The sequence below is a fragment of the Enterobacter sp. Crenshaw genome (genome assembly GCF_024734705.1).
Classification (GTDB): domain Bacteria; phylum Pseudomonadota; class Gammaproteobacteria; order Enterobacterales; family Enterobacteriaceae; genus Enterobacter; species Enterobacter asburiae_B.
In genome coordinates, this window is sequence record NZ_CP102932.1 from 1,787,975 (window position 1) to 1,802,279 (window position 14,305).

The 14,305-nt window shown below is 52.2% G+C and carries 21 protein-coding genes; 19 read left to right on the forward strand and 2 right to left on the reverse strand.

The window, feature by feature from the left end; genetic code table 11:
- Positions 1 to 93: 93 nt before the first annotated feature.
- Positions 94 to 957, reverse strand: a complete 864-nt coding sequence (locus NWV12_RS08505) for a hypothetical protein (protein ID WP_101744708.1) — start codon at positions 955 to 957, stop codon at positions 94 to 96.
- A 244-nt stretch (positions 958 to 1,201) separates the two neighbouring features.
- Here NWV12_RS08505 and NWV12_RS08510 point away from each other — a divergent pair, with 244 nt between their 5' ends.
- Genes NWV12_RS08510 through NWV12_RS08525 form a run of 4 tightly spaced genes read left to right on the forward strand, consistent with a single transcriptional unit; the run spans position 1,202 to position 2,777 of the window.
- Positions 1,202 to 1,597 (forward strand): phage holin family protein, encoded by a 396-nt coding sequence (locus NWV12_RS08510; protein WP_022648767.1) that lies wholly within the window; start codon positions 1,202 to 1,204, stop codon positions 1,595 to 1,597.
- Entirely contained in the window at positions 1,584 to 1,865 is a 282-nt protein-coding gene (locus NWV12_RS08515) for a phage holin family protein (protein ID WP_063161553.1), read from the forward strand. Before NWV12_RS08510 ends, NWV12_RS08515 begins: the two co-directional genes overlap by 14 nt.
- Entirely contained in the window at positions 1,865 to 2,494 is a 630-nt protein-coding gene (locus tag NWV12_RS08520) for a glycoside hydrolase family 19 protein (RefSeq protein ID WP_101744492.1), read from the forward strand. Before NWV12_RS08515 ends, NWV12_RS08520 begins: the two co-directional genes overlap by 1 nt.
- A 7-nt stretch (positions 2,495 to 2,501) precedes the next feature.
- Positions 2,502 to 2,777, forward strand: a complete 276-nt coding sequence (locus NWV12_RS08525) for a hypothetical protein (RefSeq protein WP_101744493.1) — start codon at positions 2,502 to 2,504, stop codon at positions 2,775 to 2,777.
- Between the two features lie 176 nt (positions 2,778 to 2,953).
- Here NWV12_RS08525 and NWV12_RS08530 read toward each other — a convergent pair whose 3' ends face one another.
- A complete protein-coding gene (locus tag NWV12_RS08530) occupies positions 2,954 to 3,466 on the reverse strand; it encodes a hypothetical protein (protein ID WP_101744494.1) in 513 nt (170 codons plus the stop codon).
- A 50-nt stretch (positions 3,467 to 3,516) separates the two neighbouring features.
- Between NWV12_RS08530 and NWV12_RS08535 the strand changes: the two genes are divergently transcribed.
- The 15 genes from NWV12_RS08535 to NWV12_RS08605 all read left to right on the forward strand — a co-directional run bounded on the left by NWV12_RS08535 (position 3,517) and on the right by NWV12_RS08605 (position 14,293).
- Complete coding sequence (locus NWV12_RS08535) at positions 3,517 to 4,974, forward strand: glycosyltransferase family 2 protein (protein ID WP_101744495.1); 1,458 nt, start codon at positions 3,517 to 3,519, stop codon at positions 4,972 to 4,974.
- Positions 4,956 to 5,546 (forward strand): hypothetical protein, encoded by a 591-nt coding sequence (locus NWV12_RS08540; protein ID WP_101744496.1) that lies wholly within the window; start codon positions 4,956 to 4,958, stop codon positions 5,544 to 5,546. Before NWV12_RS08535 ends, NWV12_RS08540 begins: the two co-directional genes overlap by 19 nt.
- Positions 5,543 to 5,887 carry an HNH endonuclease signature motif containing protein gene (locus tag NWV12_RS08545; RefSeq protein ID WP_101744497.1) on the forward strand — a complete coding sequence of 115 codons (345 nt, stop codon included), beginning with the start codon at positions 5,543 to 5,545 and terminating at the stop codon, positions 5,885 to 5,887. The genes NWV12_RS08540 and NWV12_RS08545 overlap by 4 nt, the downstream gene beginning before the upstream one ends.
- Positions 5,888 to 6,013: 126 nt before the next feature.
- Positions 6,014 to 6,478 carry a phage terminase small subunit P27 family gene (locus tag NWV12_RS08550; protein WP_063666291.1) on the forward strand — a complete coding sequence of 155 codons (465 nt, stop codon included), beginning with the start codon at positions 6,014 to 6,016 and terminating at the stop codon, positions 6,476 to 6,478.
- On the forward strand, positions 6,432 to 8,174 hold the full coding sequence (locus NWV12_RS08555) for a terminase large subunit (RefSeq protein ID WP_101744498.1): 1,743 nt from the start codon (positions 6,432 to 6,434) through the stop codon (positions 8,172 to 8,174). Before NWV12_RS08550 ends, NWV12_RS08555 begins: the two co-directional genes overlap by 47 nt.
- Positions 8,174 to 9,478, forward strand: a complete 1,305-nt coding sequence (locus tag NWV12_RS08560; RefSeq protein ID WP_101744499.1) for a phage portal protein — start codon at positions 8,174 to 8,176, stop codon at positions 9,476 to 9,478. Before NWV12_RS08555 ends, NWV12_RS08560 begins: the two co-directional genes overlap by 1 nt.
- 13 nt (positions 9,479 to 9,491) lie before the next feature.
- Entirely contained in the window at positions 9,492 to 10,340 is an 849-nt protein-coding gene (locus NWV12_RS08565) for a head maturation protease, ClpP-related (RefSeq protein WP_077064164.1), read from the forward strand.
- A gap of 9 nt (positions 10,341 to 10,349) precedes the next feature.
- Positions 10,350 to 11,561 carry a phage major capsid protein gene (locus NWV12_RS08570; RefSeq protein WP_101744500.1) on the forward strand — a complete coding sequence of 404 codons (1,212 nt, stop codon included), beginning with the start codon at positions 10,350 to 10,352 and terminating at the stop codon, positions 11,559 to 11,561.
- A 40-nt stretch (positions 11,562 to 11,601) separates the two neighbouring features.
- The gene (locus NWV12_RS08575; RefSeq protein ID WP_158641725.1) at positions 11,602 to 11,850 is read left to right on the forward strand and encodes a hypothetical protein; all 249 of its coding nucleotides are present in this window, start codon (positions 11,602 to 11,604) and stop codon (positions 11,848 to 11,850) included.
- Positions 11,850 to 12,176 carry a head-tail connector protein gene (locus NWV12_RS08580; RefSeq protein WP_101744501.1) on the forward strand — a complete coding sequence of 109 codons (327 nt, stop codon included), beginning with the start codon at positions 11,850 to 11,852 and terminating at the stop codon, positions 12,174 to 12,176. The genes NWV12_RS08575 and NWV12_RS08580 overlap by 1 nt, the downstream gene beginning before the upstream one ends.
- A gap of 8 nt (positions 12,177 to 12,184) precedes the next feature.
- Complete coding sequence (locus NWV12_RS08585) at positions 12,185 to 12,523, forward strand: phage head closure protein (RefSeq protein WP_028019706.1); 339 nt, start codon at positions 12,185 to 12,187, stop codon at positions 12,521 to 12,523.
- Entirely contained in the window at positions 12,520 to 12,969 is a 450-nt protein-coding gene (locus NWV12_RS08590; RefSeq protein WP_101744502.1) for an HK97-gp10 family putative phage morphogenesis protein, read from the forward strand. Before NWV12_RS08585 ends, NWV12_RS08590 begins: the two co-directional genes overlap by 4 nt.
- A complete protein-coding gene (locus tag NWV12_RS08595) occupies positions 12,966 to 13,313 on the forward strand; it encodes a DUF3168 domain-containing protein (RefSeq protein WP_101744503.1) in 348 nt (115 codons plus the stop codon). Before NWV12_RS08590 ends, NWV12_RS08595 begins: the two co-directional genes overlap by 4 nt.
- Before the next feature lie 53 nt (positions 13,314 to 13,366).
- Positions 13,367 to 13,837 carry a phage tail tube protein gene (locus NWV12_RS08600; protein WP_000202242.1) on the forward strand — a complete coding sequence of 157 codons (471 nt, stop codon included), beginning with the start codon at positions 13,367 to 13,369 and terminating at the stop codon, positions 13,835 to 13,837.
- 54 nt (positions 13,838 to 13,891) lie between these two features.
- Positions 13,892 to 14,293, forward strand: coding sequence for a phage tail assembly chaperone (locus NWV12_RS08605; RefSeq protein WP_063144004.1), 402 nt, complete (start codon positions 13,892 to 13,894; stop codon positions 14,291 to 14,293).
- The last annotated feature ends 12 nt before the right edge of the window (positions 14,294 to 14,305 follow it).

The window sequence follows — 14,305 nt, forward strand, 5'->3', positions numbered from 1 at the left end:
GCATATGAAAAGCGAAAAAGGATTGGGGAGGCCATTATCACCCCTATCCACATCGCAAGTTCTAAAATCTGCTGGTTTATCATTTTTATCTGTCTAGGCTGGCCGTTTGTTTTTTACCTTCTTGATAGCATAACGGTTTGTGACGGCTCGTGCAGTAAATGTTTTTGTTGTTTCTAAATCAACAACATAAAGATCTTCTTTCGAGAATTGGACTCTAGCTGCCTGGACTTGAGCAAGGAATGCATCATCATCAAGGCTCACAGAGTGTTCCTCTCCTAGATGTTCGATTCTCCATCCTTTGTTACCTTCAAAATTGACTTGGATAAATTTGACGTTAACTTCATTAACGGAAACCTCTTTTTCGAGCAAAGTTCCACGAGGTAATGGTTTTACTTCTTCAGTTTCCTCACCTTCTAAACGAATGACCTCTTCTCCGTTTTCATCAGTGACTTTGAAAATCGGGCGCTCTTTACCATCAAGAGGTGCTCGTACCACGTTGACTAAAGCTTGACGAATTTCAGGATCGGTAACCAATTTTGCTACAGCCTCGTTACAAACAATCTCTTCTCCATCAAGTTCTAGAACAGCTTCATCTGTATCCACTCTTCGGGTAATAGAGATTACTTTTCTGCTTCCTAGCTGTCTTATCAAGGAAAGCGCAGAACCACCGGCAATAGCTCCGCCAGCCATAGTCAATCCAATCACTTTTGCAACGTTAACTGCATGCGGTACTAATTCAAGCATGGAATACACTACGCCTATCGAACCTGGTGCGGCAGGCGCAGTTACCATTAGTTTGACTGTTTCTTGGCCATCATTAAGATTTCGGTCAGCTTTAGAGATAAGATCGGCCATTGAGCCAATAGATAAACTAAGCGTCTTGGCATCGATCTTATGCTTCGACAATTCTTCATCCAAAGCATCGTAATAGACTTTAAAAGTGGTAGAGCTATCCAATTTTGCCTCGTATTTTTTTAATCCCAATCTGATTGCATTAAATTAACTTGCTATGAAGAAAAAATCACTAACGCGGTCCGCATTTTATCATTTACTGTGTTAAGAGTGGTTTCTACGCCACGGACTTAAAACGATTCCTAAGCCTCGCCTCGTCGGGGTTTTGTCAATTTTAGAGGCTGCCTACGGGCGGCCTTTTTTGTTTCCCCTCGTTCTGAGAGGACTCACGGCAATAAGAGGGGGCTAAATGTCCGATCCTGTTTCTGGCACTACGGTAGCGGCTGGTGGTCTGATGGGGGCCAGCATGTTCGGCCTGGCAACTGGCATAGATTACGGTGTGGTGTTTGGTGCATTCGCTGGCGCGGTGTTCTACGTCGCTACCGCGGTTAATATCAGCCGCCTTAAGCTGGTTGGCTACTTCATCACCTCATTCATCTTCGGCGTTATTGGCGCTCCACTGCTTGGCTCTTACTTCTCCAAATGGACGGGGTATAGCGACAGGCCACTTGATGCGCTGGGCGCGGTAATCGTAGCCGCTATTGCTATTAAGCTGCTGACGTTCGTCAACAGTCAGGATTTGGGTAGCCTGTTTGGAATTCTCTCGCGTTTACGTGGTGGAGGGGCCAGCAATGGTAACAAGTGATCCGAGTGCGATGGCAAACGCAATTATCTCTGCTGTTATCGTTATTGCACTGATGTTCTACCAGCGCGGCGGGGCGAGACATCGCCCTCTGATATCGCTGATGGCTTATTTCACGGTGCTGGTATACGCCAGCGTCCCTTTCCGTTACCTGTTCGGCTTGTACCATGAATCCCACTGGTTTGTGGTGCTGGTCAACGTCCTGATATGTGCTGCCATTCTCTGGGCTCGGGGTAACGTGGCGCGCCTGGTTGATGCACTGAGGCACTAATGAACCAATCACAATTTCAAAAGGCGGCTGGGCAAAGCGCCGAGTTAGCTGCGCGCTGGTTTCAGCCAGTAAGCGATGCGATGAAAGAGTTCGGCATTACCAAGCCGGTAGATCAGGCCATGTTTATCGCGCAGATTGGGCATGAGTCCGGCGGGTATACAACGCTGGTGGAAAGCCTGAACTATGCCGCAGACAGACTGGTACCAACATTCGGTAGTCACCGCATCACCGCCCAGCAGGCCGCCGCCCTGGGCAGAACGGCAACGCAACCGGCAAATCAGAAAGCGATAGCTAATCTGGTTTACGGCGGCGAGTGGGGCAAAAAGAATCTTGGCAACCAGACTGCTGGTGATGGCTGGAAATATCGCGGCCGGGGCCTGAAGCAAATCACCGGCCTTAGCAACTATCGAAGCTGCGGCATGGCGCTCAAGCTGGATCTGGTTTCGTATCCAGAACTGCTGGAACGAGATGAATACGCTGCGCGCTCCGCTGCATGGTTCTACGTCTCTCATGGATGCCTGCTCCATTCCGGCGACGTGGAGCGCGTGACACTGCTTATCAATGGCGGGCGTAATGGTCTTGATGACCGTCGGCGTCGTTATAACCTTGCGAAATCAGTGCTGGTGTGAGGCAACTATGGGTATTGAAACGATAATCGGACTGGCGGCTGCGGTGATAGCTGCCATTGCTTGCGCTTTCGGCCTGGGCCATATTCGCGGCACCAGCAAAGCGGAAGCCAAAGCAGACCTGCAGCGCACCGAAGAAAAGGCCGCAGCCACTGAAGCAGTAGCCGAACGCCGGGTAGAGACAACGAAAGAGGCCAGCAATGTACAGCAGACTGTTAACCGCATGCCTGATGACGATGTTGATCGCGAGCTGCGTGACACGTGGAAGCGTCCCGGTGGTGGTTGATACCGCCTGTGACTGGGTAAAGCCAATCTACCTGACTGATCACGACATCGACGTTATGGACCGCCAGACGAAGAAAGACATCCTGGCGCATAACAAGGCATGGAAAAAAAACTGTAGCCGAAATTAATGGGAACTCATCCATGAGTTTCTAAATGGATTAATAGGGTTCAATTAAGTTACTTGTATTTATTTTCTTTTAGAATTTCATCTCCGATACGCAAAGCTTTAGAGAATATGCGGATTGTTTCGTCTAGAACATCCTTGTCAAAGCCATATTTCATAGGGGCTGCATCTGGTTGCAAATCTTGGACTATAGCTTGCAATAGCTGATGATATTGAATAAGTTTCGACGAAAGCTCTGGCCCTATCAAGCCGACTTTGTTTAAGTTTGCATTATAAAATCTGGCGTAATTATCAGGTATTAATATTTCATAAGTAACTTTACCCCCTGCCAAAATGTCAGGGTGTTGAGCGAAATCCTGAAATGATTTTAAATAGCCACGTTCAGCAATAATTGATTGTAAGGCTTGGACCTCTGCAACGAACCCAGCCTGGTAGGACTTTAATTCCCTTTTGTGGTTATCATTACTTATTCGATGATTTATCCACCCGGAAATTCCTGCACCAATAAAAGCACCAATTAGACCAGCACCAGCGGCTATCAGTTGGTTTACGGTTGATATTTCCATAAGCACCCCCTAGTTGAAAAGAGTTTAATCATACATGAGAGACGTTAACTATGCAGGTCACTATTGATGGTGTCCCGTATGCACCTGCCAGCGCAATTTCATCGCGGATCGGGATTGCAATAACGACACATCAGCGCGCCGACGTTTTGAAACGAGCGCTTGAACAGCACATGAAGCACCTGCCAGCCGGTGCGCTGGTGGTGGTTGTAGATGATGGCTCTAAACCTGCAGCGGTAGTTCCCGACGGCGTGCAGCTGCTTCGTCATGAAACATCGCTCGGCATTGTTGCATCGAAGAACGCCAGCCTGTCAGCCCTGATGGATGCTGGGTGCGAGCATCTATTCCTGTGGGATGATGATGCCTGGCCCATCACCGATAACTGGCACCTGCCGTATATCGAATCACCAGAACTGCACCTGGCTTATCAGTTTCTCGATCTGGCTGGCCCGCGAAAAATTAACGATATGACCGTTCTGTACCGGGATAATAAGCATATTGCTTACACCGGGCAGCGTGGCGTGATGTTGTACTACCACCGCAGCGCCATCAAGAAGGTGGGCGGGTTCGATCCGGTGTATGGCCGGGGCATGTATGAGCATCCTGATTTGGCGCTTCGGATTTATAACGCTGGCTTAACGTCATGGGCGTTTGCTGATGTAGTTGGCTCTGAAAAGCTGATTCACTCAATGGACGAGTACGAAGAAGGCGCACGCAGTATACCGAGGCCTGAACGTGAGGCGCTCGATAAGAAAAACGCTGTGATTTACGGGCAGCGCCGAGATTCAGGATATACAGGCTATGCCGAATATAGATCTCAGCGCGACGTGGTAATAACAACGCTGCTTACCAGCCAGCCAGACCCGCAGCGCGGCACGAAAATGGTGGCCGCACCTGACATGCTGACCAAGTGGGCTGCCTCGCTTCGAAATTGTGGCCGTATCGCGCTGGTGGATGAACTGCAGGCGGCACCGGCAGACGTTGAGCTGTATCGCGTCCCTGACGTGAAGATGAATGTCTACTTCCGGCGCTGGCTGCACATCTGGCAGCATCTGCGAGACCATCCTGAATACCGGTTCGTCTGGTGTACCGATGGTACCGATGTCGAAATGCTCCGCGCACCGTGGGAAGAAATGCAGCCCGGTAGTGTTTACGTCGGTTCTGAACCGAAGACCTACGCCGACACCTGGGCGAAGCAGAATCATCCTGAGCGTATCTATCAGGAGTTCATTGAAGCTCACCGCGGCGATGTGATGCTTAACGCTGGACTGCTGGGAGGTACTCGCGCTGATGTTATGGCGTTCGCCCACGGCATTATTCGCCTTTACTACCGGATAGAGAGTTATCGCTTCTGGAAGAAAGAACAGGATGGCGCTGCGGTAGGTGACATGATCGCTTTTGGCATTGTCGCGCAGGCATTCGCTGACAGGCTGGTCACCGGCCCTCTGGTACATACCGTTTTCAAAACTGATGGTATCGGTAAGGAGGCCGCATGGTGGAAACACAAGTGAAGTTTGTTGTGGTTGGTCATCATTCCCGCTTTGCCTCAGCTGCATTTCTGGCAGGCGAACTCGGCGCACACCTGCTTATCGATGAAGGGGATCACGGTGCGAACTGGAATCATCGTCGCGCTATCGAATGGGCTGCTGAGCAATCTTACCGGGTAGTGGTGTTGGAAGACGACGCGCTTCCTGTGCAGGGCTTCACCGATAAGGTAACTGAATGGCTGGTGCGCTTCCCTGATTACATGCTGAGCTTTTATCTCGGCACCGGCCGACCGCCGCAGTATCAAATGCAGATAGCCGAGCGGCTGATTGTTGCTGATAAGACTCAGGCTGATTACATCACGCAGCAGCGGCTGATACACGGCGTTTGCTATAGCGTACCCCCTCAGCATATTGAACGAGTCCTTTCTCGATGGGATAGCAGCAAGCCAGCTGATTATGCCGTTGGTGATGCCTATGGCGGCGCTGTGGTTTATCCGTGTTACTCGCTGGTGGATCATGCAGATGGTGAACCTGTTGAACGTCACCCTGACTCAGCGCCACGTACAGAACGCCGACGGGCGTGGAGGCTTGCGTGAATAAAGAACCACGTATCTACGGCAGCAAATGGGACAGAGAGCGCCTGGTCTTCCTTCGCGCCCATCCACTCTGTGTGATGTGTCAGGAGCAGGGAAGGGTGGCTGCGGCAACGGTAGTTGACCACATCACCCCCCACAAACTGAAAGAGGCGCTTCGTTCTCGCGATGCGACCGCCATAAGCAAAGCTCAGAAGCTCTTCTGGAGCCGCAGTAACTGGCAGGGCCTGTGCAAGCTGCACCATGACTCAACTAAGCAGAGGATGGAGAAGAGAGGCACCATCATCGGCTGTGACGAGAGCGGCATCCCACTCGACCCAACGTCGCACTGGTTCAAACGATAACGTTTCTCATTTTGAAGGCGTTGGGGGAGGGCGGGGAAAGAGTTCAGCACCTTGCCTCTGAATGACCGCCGCCCATCCTTTTTGTGCACAACCGCGAAATGAAAAGTTTTTTTCCGGGAGGTTCCGATGGCAGGACGACGCCCGAAACCGACCCACCTGAAAGTGGTAACCGGCAACCCGGGCAAACGCAAACTCAACGACAAAGAGCCCACACCGGCGCGAGAAATCCCGAGTCCACCCGAGCACCTCTCTGACTGGGGAAAGGTAGCCTGGGGAAAGCTAACTGTGCTACTCGACGGCATGGGGATTTTGACCATTGCCGATACGCTGGCGCTCGAACGTCTATGTGATATTTACGCCGACATTCTGCAGCTGCGCCTCACGATCACCGATGAGGGGCGAACATACACCGTGCAGACTGAAGGAGGATTTTTGATTAAAGCAAATCCAGCGGTTGCCATGCTTGCCGATGCTGATCGTAGATTTAAAAGCTACCTGGTTGAATTCGGTCTCACTCCGGCCGCCAGAACGAAGGTGAAAGTTGATGGTGGAGAAAAAGAAGAAGACCCGCTCAACCAGTTCTTCGGTTGATCCTGCAACACAGTATGCAATGGATGTTACTTCGGGGAAGGTAATAGCCGGTCCTGATATTCGTAATGCCTGCCAGCGCCATTTGCGTGATTTAGAAGAGGGCAAAAAGCGTGGACTGACCTGGGATGTTGAATCGGTTACACGGGCTATCAACTTTTTTGCTCAGGTATTGAAACTGAATGGTGGTGAGCATGAAGGTGAGCCATTTATCCTCTTGCCCTGGCAATGTTTTATTGTCGGCTCTGTTTTCGGCTGGAAGCGTGAAAACGGTACGCGTCGTTTCCGTACGGTGTATGTAGAATCCGGGAAGGGCTCTGGTAAATCGCCGATGGCGGCAGGGGTTGGCCTTTACTGCATGACAGCTGACAAAGAACCTCGTGCAGAGGTATACGCTGCTGCGACGAAAAAAGACCAGGCCATGATCCTCTTTCGGGATGCGGTGGCCATGGTTGATCAGTCACCTGCGCTTCTGTCCAGAATTCAGAAGTCAGGAGGTGCCGGAAAAGAGTGGAACCTGGCGTTTCTTCAAAACGGTTCTTTCTTCAGGCCTATCAGCTCTGATGATGGTCAGTCTGGGCCTCGTCCTCACTGCGCCCTCATAGATGAGATTCACGAGCATAAAGATAACCGCGCGGTAGAAATGATGCGTGCCGGGACTAAAGGTCGGCGGCAGGCGTTGATTTTTATGATTACCAACAGCGGGCACGATAAAACCAGCGTCTGTTACGACTACCACCAGTACGGACAGAAGGTTGCTGCAGGTCAGCGCGAGAATGATGCTTTTTTTGCCTTTATCTGTTCACTGGATGAAGGCGACGATCCCTTTAAAGATGAATCATGCTGGGGTAAAGCAAATCCCTCCATGGGACATACCTTTCAGCCTGACTATTTGCGCGAGCAGGTAGAAGATGCCCGCGGCATGCCTGCGAAAGAAAGCCTGGTTCGCCGACTGAACTTCTGTCAGTGGGTGGATGCAGAGAACCCGTGGATCAGCGGCGATATTTGGATGGCCTGTGAAAAGGACATCAGTATTGAGCAGTTACGGGGGAAAACCTGCTATGGCGGGCTGGATTTATCTGGCAAGCGGGACCTTACATCACTTTCTCTTTATTTTCCTGACATCAGCGTAATGCTGACAGAGTTCTGGGCCCCGAAAGATACTTTATATGATCGCGCTCGCGTTGACCGGGTTCCTTACGATGTGTGGGAGCGTGATGGTCATATCCATGCGCCTCCCGGTACGGCCATTGACTACGGCTTTGTCGCAAAGCGTATGGCTGAACTGGCTGCGATGTTTGATATACGAAAAGTCGCTTTCGACCGCTATCACATTGACTACCTGACCCCTGAGCTGGATGACGAAGGTGTCACGGTTCCTCTCGTACCGCACGGGCAGGGGTTTGGTAAATCGTCTGAATCAGGTTTGTGGATGCCGCATTCCATTGAGCTTTTCGAGCAACTGATTATGGAAAAGCGGATCAGCATTGTTCTTAATCCCTGCCTGCGCTGGTGTGCGGCGAACGCCGTTATTGAAGAGGATAAAAACGGTAACCGGGTATTCAGCAAGCGCAGAAGTAATGGCCGTATTGATGGCGTTGTTTCTGGCGCTATGGCAGTTGGCGCAGCTGAAGGGGATGAAGAGGATGACAAAGATATTGAGGGCTTTTTTGACGAACCGATCATAGTGGGTATCTGATGGCTAAGAACAAGCAACCCGGGCGTGTGAAAAGCGCCCTGTTAAACTGGCTGGGCGTGCCAATCAGTCTTACGACAGGTGAATTCTGGCGCGAATGGTATGGCACCAGCAGCAGTGGCAAGACAGTCACCGCTGATAAAGCGATAAAACTCTCTGCCGTCTGGGCGTGTGTCAGGCTGTTAAGCGAGTCGATTTCGACACTCCCGTTGAAAATATACGTGCGCCAGCCTGATGGTTCGCGAAAGGCTGCTGCAGACCATCCTGCATATTCGGTGCTGTGCCGTCGTCCTAATTCAGAAATGACGCCATCACGTTTTATGTTGATGGTTGTCGCCAGTATCTGTCTGCGCGGGAACGCCTTCGTAGAGAAGAAGTTCATCGCAAACCGCCTGGTATCGCTGGTGCCCTTGCTTCCACAAAACATGGTAGTGAAGAGACTCTCTGGCGGTACGCTGCAATACAAATACACCGAGGACGGAACGGAACGCATTATCCCGGTCAAAAATATGATGCACATCCGCGGATTTGGTCTGGATGGTGTCTGCGGCATGATGCCGACGATGGCAGGTGTTGATGTTTTTGGCGCGGCTATGTCGGTGGATGAAGCGGCTGCGAAAATCTTTGAGAATGGTCTCCAGAGCACTGGCTTTCTGTCCTCAGAAAATGCGTTGACGAAAGAACAGCGTGACCGTCTGCGCCAGAATCTTCAGGCATTTATCGGTTCAAAAAACGCCGGAAAACTGATGGTGCTGGAAAACAAACTGACGTACCAGAACGTCACAATGAATCCTGAGGCGGCGCAGCTTCTTGAAAGCCGATCTTTCAGCATTGAAGAGATTTGCCGCTGGTTTCGCGTACCGCCTTTCATGGTTGGTCACACCACGAAACAAAGCAGCTGGGCATCGAGCCTGGAAGGAATGAACCTCCTTTTCCTGACCCACACTCTTCGCCCGCTGCTGGTGAATATCGAGCAGGAGATTGGCCGGTGCTTGCTGGACAGCGATGATGAGGTTTTCGCAGAATTCTCCGTTGAAGGTTTGCTGCGCGCCGACAGCGCGGGCCGTGCCGCTTACTATACGAGCGCGCTTCAGAATGGTTGGATGTCCCGCAATGACGTTCGTCGTCTTGAGAACATGCCGCCGATTGAAGGGGGCGACATTTACACCGTTCAGCTCAACCTGACGCAACTGAAAAATCTCGAAAGCAGCAACCCTGCAGTTCAGGCCGTTGCCCTGCGAGAGCTGCATAACCACGTATTCCCCGACATTTCCTTTGAACAATCTCCGCTGAAACAGGCCGCTTAGGAGCACTTTCCTGATGAGCAAAAAACAACTTCCGGTAGCACCGGCGGGTCGCCCCTGCGCGCGCGTTACCTGTGAAACATTACCGTCTGCACTGGACCGCTGGGACGGTGGGATCAAAGCGGCGGGCACCGACGATAACAGCATTTCTGTTTTTGATGTTATCGGGCAGGACTACTGGGGCGAAGGGGTAACAGCTAAACGAATTGCCGGTGCGCTTCGGGCGATGAACGGTGCCGACGTTACGGTGAATATCAACTCGCCTGGAGGGGACATGTTCGAAGGTCTGGCTATTTATAACCTTCTCCGCGAGTACGAAGGCCGTGTAACTGTAAAGGTGCTGGGCATTGCCGCCAGTGCCGCCTCGATAATTGCGATGGCCGGGGATGATATTCAGATTGGCCGCGGTGCCTTCCTGATGATCCACAACTGCTGGGTATACGCGATGGGAAACCGCCATGACTTTGCTGAACTGGCACAGTCACTGGAGCCATTCGATACCGCAATGGCTGATATCTACGCGGCACGTTCCGGCCTTGATATGGCCGCTGTACAGAAGCTGATGGACGCGGAAAGCTATATCGGTGGCAGTGATGCTGTGGCGAAGGGACTGGCAGACAGTTTGCTTTCTGCTGATGCGGTCAGCGACGGCGACGAATCGCCAGCAGCAGCGCTTCGGAAACTCGATGCCCTACTGGCCAAGACCAATACCCCGCGCTCTGAGCGCAGAAAACTCATTAAAGCCTTATCCGGTGGCATGCCTGGCGCTGTCACCACTCACGACGGTACGCCGGGCGCTGCCGAAGACATCAAACCTGAAACCATCAATTCACTTGAAAACGCCCTGGCGGCGTTAGTCAAATAAGGACCCTTTATGTCTGAAGTAAACGATATTCTGAAAAAAGTCACTGCCAGCATTGAAGAGGCAACCGGCAAGTTCAACAAGAAAGCAGAAGACGCGCTCCAGGAGGCGCAGAAATCCGGCAGGCTGTCAGAAGAAACAAAGGCAGCCGTTGATAAAATGGCTTCTGAGTTCAACGCCCTTCGCGAAGCAGAAAAAACACTGAAGGCAGCAATGGGCGAACTGGAGCAACATGTCGCCCAGATGCCGCTGGCAAACGCGAAACATGTTGTGGAATCAATCGGCCAGCAGGTGATCTCCGCTGAAGCGCTGAAAACCTTTGCCTCCGGCGTGGAAGGTGGCAAGCGTATCAGTATCCCGGTTAAGGCCGCACTGACTTCTGCGGATGTGCCTGATGGTGTTGTCGAACCCCAGCGAATTCCTGGAATTGATACGGCTCCAAAACAGCGCCTGTTCATTCGCGATCTGATAGCGCCTGGCCGCACTTCCTCTCCGGCTATTTTCTGGGTGCAGCAGACAGGCTTTACCAACAACGCGAAAGTGGTTCCTGAGAATACGCAGAAACCATACAGCGACATTGAGTTTACGCCGAAAATCACTGGTGTAAGCACTATCGCTCACCTGTTCAAAGCATCCAAGCAGATCCTGGATGACTTCGCACAGTTGCAGTCAACAGTTGATGCAGAAATGCGCTACGGTCTGAAGTACGCAGAAGAGCAGGAAATTCTCTTCGGTGACGGTACCGGTGTGCATCTGCATGGCATCGTTCCTCAGGCGTCAGCGTTTAACCCAGCGTTTACTGTTGAACAGCAGAGCGGTATTGACGATCTCCGTCTGGCAATGCTGCAGGCGCAGCTGGCGCGCTTCCCTGCATCTGGCCACGTCCTTCACTTCATTGACTGGGCACGTATCGAGCTGACCAAAGACAGCCTGGGCCGCTACATCCTGGCTAACCCTGCGGCGCTGACTGGACCGACTCTGTGGGGCCTGCCAGTTGTTGCAACCGAAGCGGCAGCCTTCCAGGGTAAATTCCTGACTGGTGCTTTCAACGCTGGCGCGCAAATCTTCGACCGCGAAGATGCGAACGTTGTTATCTCCACGGAGAACGCCGACGACTTCGAGAAAAACATGATCACCATCCGTTGCGAGGAACGTCTGGCGCTGGCCGTCAAACGCCCTGAAGCGTTCGTGTACGGTTCATTCAGCACTGGCGCTGGTAGCTGATAAACACTGCGGCCTTCGGGCCGCTTTTACAGGTGGGAAAATGAAACTAATCGCACTCAAACCGATTTATTTCGGCGGTACCGTCGTTACTGAAGGGCTTCCGCTGGAAACTCTGGAACAGCACGGGCGTGAACTCATTAAAAAAGGTTATGCGATGCTCGATGAATCAGATAATCCTGCAGAGCAGGAACAGCAGCAGGAACAGCAGCAGGAACAGCAGCAGGAACAGCAGCAGGAACAGCAGCAGGAACAGCCGGAAGTAAAAGCGGACAAGAAGGCGAAAAAATAATGGTCGACCTTGATGTGGTGAAACAGCACTGCCGCATTGATACCGATTTTACCGGCGATGATGCTCTGCTGAAGATATACATAGGGGCGGCTGCGCAATATGTACAGACATGGACAAGGCGAACGCTCTATGACACTGAAAGCAGCCCTGGATACGCAGAGGACCCTGATTCGATTCTCCTTAAAGACGATGTGAAGGCGGCGATGTTACTCCTTATCGGTCACTGGTATGCAAACCGAGAGGCGGTAAATATCGGGAACATAACATCAGATATCCCATTTGCTGTGGAAGCGCTACTGCAGCCGTACCGAATCTATGGGTTGTAGGAGGTGTTATGCAGGCCGGGAGACTCAGAGACAGAATCACCGTACAGAACCTTTCTTCGGAAAGGGATAGCTCCGGGCAGCCCGTTGAATCATGGCATGACGGCTCGGAGACATGGGCCGAAGTAAAAGGAATTAGTGGACGTGAACTGGTAGCGGCAGGGGCTGAAACCGCCATCGCTACTATCAGGGTGTGGACACGATTTCGCCGTGATATCACTGCTGCCTCCAGGATAAGGGTTGAAACTGGCCCGTTTAAGGGGGCTGTTTTAAATATTGTTGGTCCACCAATACCTGATTCTCGTGGTGTTCTTTTCGAAATTTTATGTAAGCAGGGGGCCGAAAAATGATTGAAACGAGCCTCGACTTTTCCGGTTTAAATGACATCGCAAAAGACCTTGAGTCGCTCAGCCGCGCTGAAAACAACAAGGTTCTGCGTGATGCCACGCGCGCCGGTGCCGAAGTGCTTAAGGAAGAAGTGATCGCCCGCGCTCCGGTGCGTACCGGGAAACTGAAAAAAAACGTGGTGGTGGTGACCCAAAAAAGCCGACGCCGTGGGGAAATTTCTTCCGGTGTCCACATTCGTGGTGTTAACCAGCGCACCGGGAACAGCGATAACACGATGAAGGCGAACAACCCGAGAAACGCCTTTTACTGGCGATTCGTCGAAATGGGTACCGTTAACATGCCGCCGCACCCTTTCATTCGCCCCGCGTTCGATGTACGCCAGGAGCAGGCGACGGAGGTCGCAATCAAGCGCATGAACCAGGCCATTGACGAGGCGTTAAGCAAATGACGGAAGACGATCTCTATCCTCTGCTGGCGCCGCTGGCCGGAGGGCAGGTTTATCCCTACGTTGCGCCGCTCGGCAGTGACGGGAAGCCTTCAGTCTCTCCGCCCTGGGTAATTTTCTCGATTATTACCGACGTGGCCGCAGACGTTCTTTGCGGTCAGGCTGAATCTGCCGTTTCTGTGCAGGTTGATGTCTATTCCAGCACCATCGCTGAAGCGCGCACGATCAGGAATATGGCGCTTGATGCTCTGCAGGCGCTGAAGCCGGAAAGCATTGTGAAAACGCCGGGCTATGAGCCTGATCTGCGCTATCACCGGGCAACGCTCGAATTTCAGGTAACCGTTTAACTTTACCCACCATAACAGACCGCTCCGGCGGTCTTTTTTTAACTGGAGAAACCATGACCAGTAAGTATGAAGTCACAAAGGGGATGACCTTTGCCGTCTCCGACGCACCCGTAACCGCCGAGGATTTTAACGCCTCAGGTTTCCCGGGGGCTGGTGTTACCTGGCTGGAAGCAGCCTGTGCAACAAAGGAGATCACCTTCACCGGCGGGCAGAAAGGGGATATCGACGTAACCACGCTGTGCTCAACTGAACAGGAGCAAACCAACGGCCTCGCCGCGCCTGCTGAAATGAGCATTACCCGTAACTGGGTTGGCGATGAAGCAGCACAGGAGGCACTGCAGACCGCTTACGAAAATGACGAACTGCGCGCGCTGCGCGTGGTATTCCCGTCTGGCAACGGTTTCTACGTGCTGGTGGAGGTACGCCAGAGCTCATGGTCTGCCGCAACCTCTTCCGTTGTTGGCGCTACCTATTCTCTGCGTGTACGCGGCAAACCGAAACGCATCTACGCGTCTGGTTCCTGAGCGGCTTCGGCCGCTTTTTTTATCCCTCCGATCATGTAACAAGAGAAAAATGAAATGCCGCAAAAAACATCACAGAATTCATTACGCAACGTGGCGCTTACAGCATCAAAAGCCTATCGCACCAAAGAAGGTATCACGGTCCCTGAATGGGATGGCGCAAAGGTAACGCTGCGTGAACCCTCTGGCGATGCCTGGGTGAAATTCCGGGAGATCGTTAATCCCCAGCTCGCCGAGGGCGAAGAGGCACCGACGCTGACGGAGGCGGAAAAGTTTCTGCGTAACAAAGAGGCTGATGTGGTTCTGTTTATTGACGTTCTGCTGGATGAAAACGGCGAGCGCGTATTCAGCGATGAAGATCAAGAGCAGGTATCTAAAATTTATGGTCCTGTGCATGCGCGCCTGCTGGCTCAGGCCCTCAACCTCGGGATGAGTCAGGAAGAAGCGGGAAAGCCGTAAAGCAGCCGCTGA

What these genes read in the sequence shown, in the direction of transcription:
- NWV12_RS08510 (WP_022648767.1), top strand. Translation starts at nt 1,202, where the DNA reads ATGTCCGATCCTGTTTCTGGCACTACGGTAGCGGCTGGTGGTCTGATG.
- NWV12_RS08515 (WP_063161553.1), top strand. Translation starts at nt 1,584, where the DNA reads ATGGTAACAAGTGATCCGAGTGCGATGGCAAACGCAATTATCTCTGCT.
- NWV12_RS08520 (WP_101744492.1), top strand. Translation starts at nt 1,865, where the DNA reads ATGAACCAATCACAATTTCAAAAGGCGGCTGGGCAAAGCGCCGAGTTA.
- NWV12_RS08525 (WP_101744493.1), top strand. Translation starts at nt 2,502, where the DNA reads ATGGGTATTGAAACGATAATCGGACTGGCGGCTGCGGTGATAGCTGCC.
- NWV12_RS08530 (WP_101744494.1), bottom strand. Translation starts at nt 3,466, where the DNA reads ATGGAAATATCAACCGTAAACCAACTGATAGCCGCTGGTGCTGGTCTA.
- NWV12_RS08535 (WP_101744495.1), top strand. Translation starts at nt 3,517, where the DNA reads ATGCAGGTCACTATTGATGGTGTCCCGTATGCACCTGCCAGCGCAATT.
- NWV12_RS08540 (WP_101744496.1), top strand. Translation starts at nt 4,956, where the DNA reads ATGGTGGAAACACAAGTGAAGTTTGTTGTGGTTGGTCATCATTCCCGC.
- NWV12_RS08550 (WP_063666291.1), top strand. Translation starts at nt 6,014, where the DNA reads ATGGCAGGACGACGCCCGAAACCGACCCACCTGAAAGTGGTAACCGGC.
- NWV12_RS08555 (WP_101744498.1), top strand. Translation starts at nt 6,432, where the DNA reads ATGGTGGAGAAAAAGAAGAAGACCCGCTCAACCAGTTCTTCGGTTGAT.
- NWV12_RS08560 (WP_101744499.1), top strand. Translation starts at nt 8,174, where the DNA reads ATGGCTAAGAACAAGCAACCCGGGCGTGTGAAAAGCGCCCTGTTAAAC.
- NWV12_RS08565 (WP_077064164.1), top strand. Translation starts at nt 9,492, where the DNA reads ATGAGCAAAAAACAACTTCCGGTAGCACCGGCGGGTCGCCCCTGCGCG.
- NWV12_RS08570 (WP_101744500.1), top strand. Translation starts at nt 10,350, where the DNA reads ATGTCTGAAGTAAACGATATTCTGAAAAAAGTCACTGCCAGCATTGAA.
- NWV12_RS08575 (WP_158641725.1), top strand. Translation starts at nt 11,602, where the DNA reads ATGAAACTAATCGCACTCAAACCGATTTATTTCGGCGGTACCGTCGTT.
- NWV12_RS08580 (WP_101744501.1), top strand. Translation starts at nt 11,850, where the DNA reads ATGGTCGACCTTGATGTGGTGAAACAGCACTGCCGCATTGATACCGAT.
- NWV12_RS08585 (WP_028019706.1), top strand. Translation starts at nt 12,185, where the DNA reads ATGCAGGCCGGGAGACTCAGAGACAGAATCACCGTACAGAACCTTTCT.
- NWV12_RS08590 (WP_101744502.1), top strand. Translation starts at nt 12,520, where the DNA reads ATGATTGAAACGAGCCTCGACTTTTCCGGTTTAAATGACATCGCAAAA.
- NWV12_RS08595 (WP_101744503.1), top strand. Translation starts at nt 12,966, where the DNA reads ATGACGGAAGACGATCTCTATCCTCTGCTGGCGCCGCTGGCCGGAGGG.
- NWV12_RS08600 (WP_000202242.1), top strand. Translation starts at nt 13,367, where the DNA reads ATGACCAGTAAGTATGAAGTCACAAAGGGGATGACCTTTGCCGTCTCC.
- NWV12_RS08605 (WP_063144004.1), top strand. Translation starts at nt 13,892, where the DNA reads ATGCCGCAAAAAACATCACAGAATTCATTACGCAACGTGGCGCTTACA.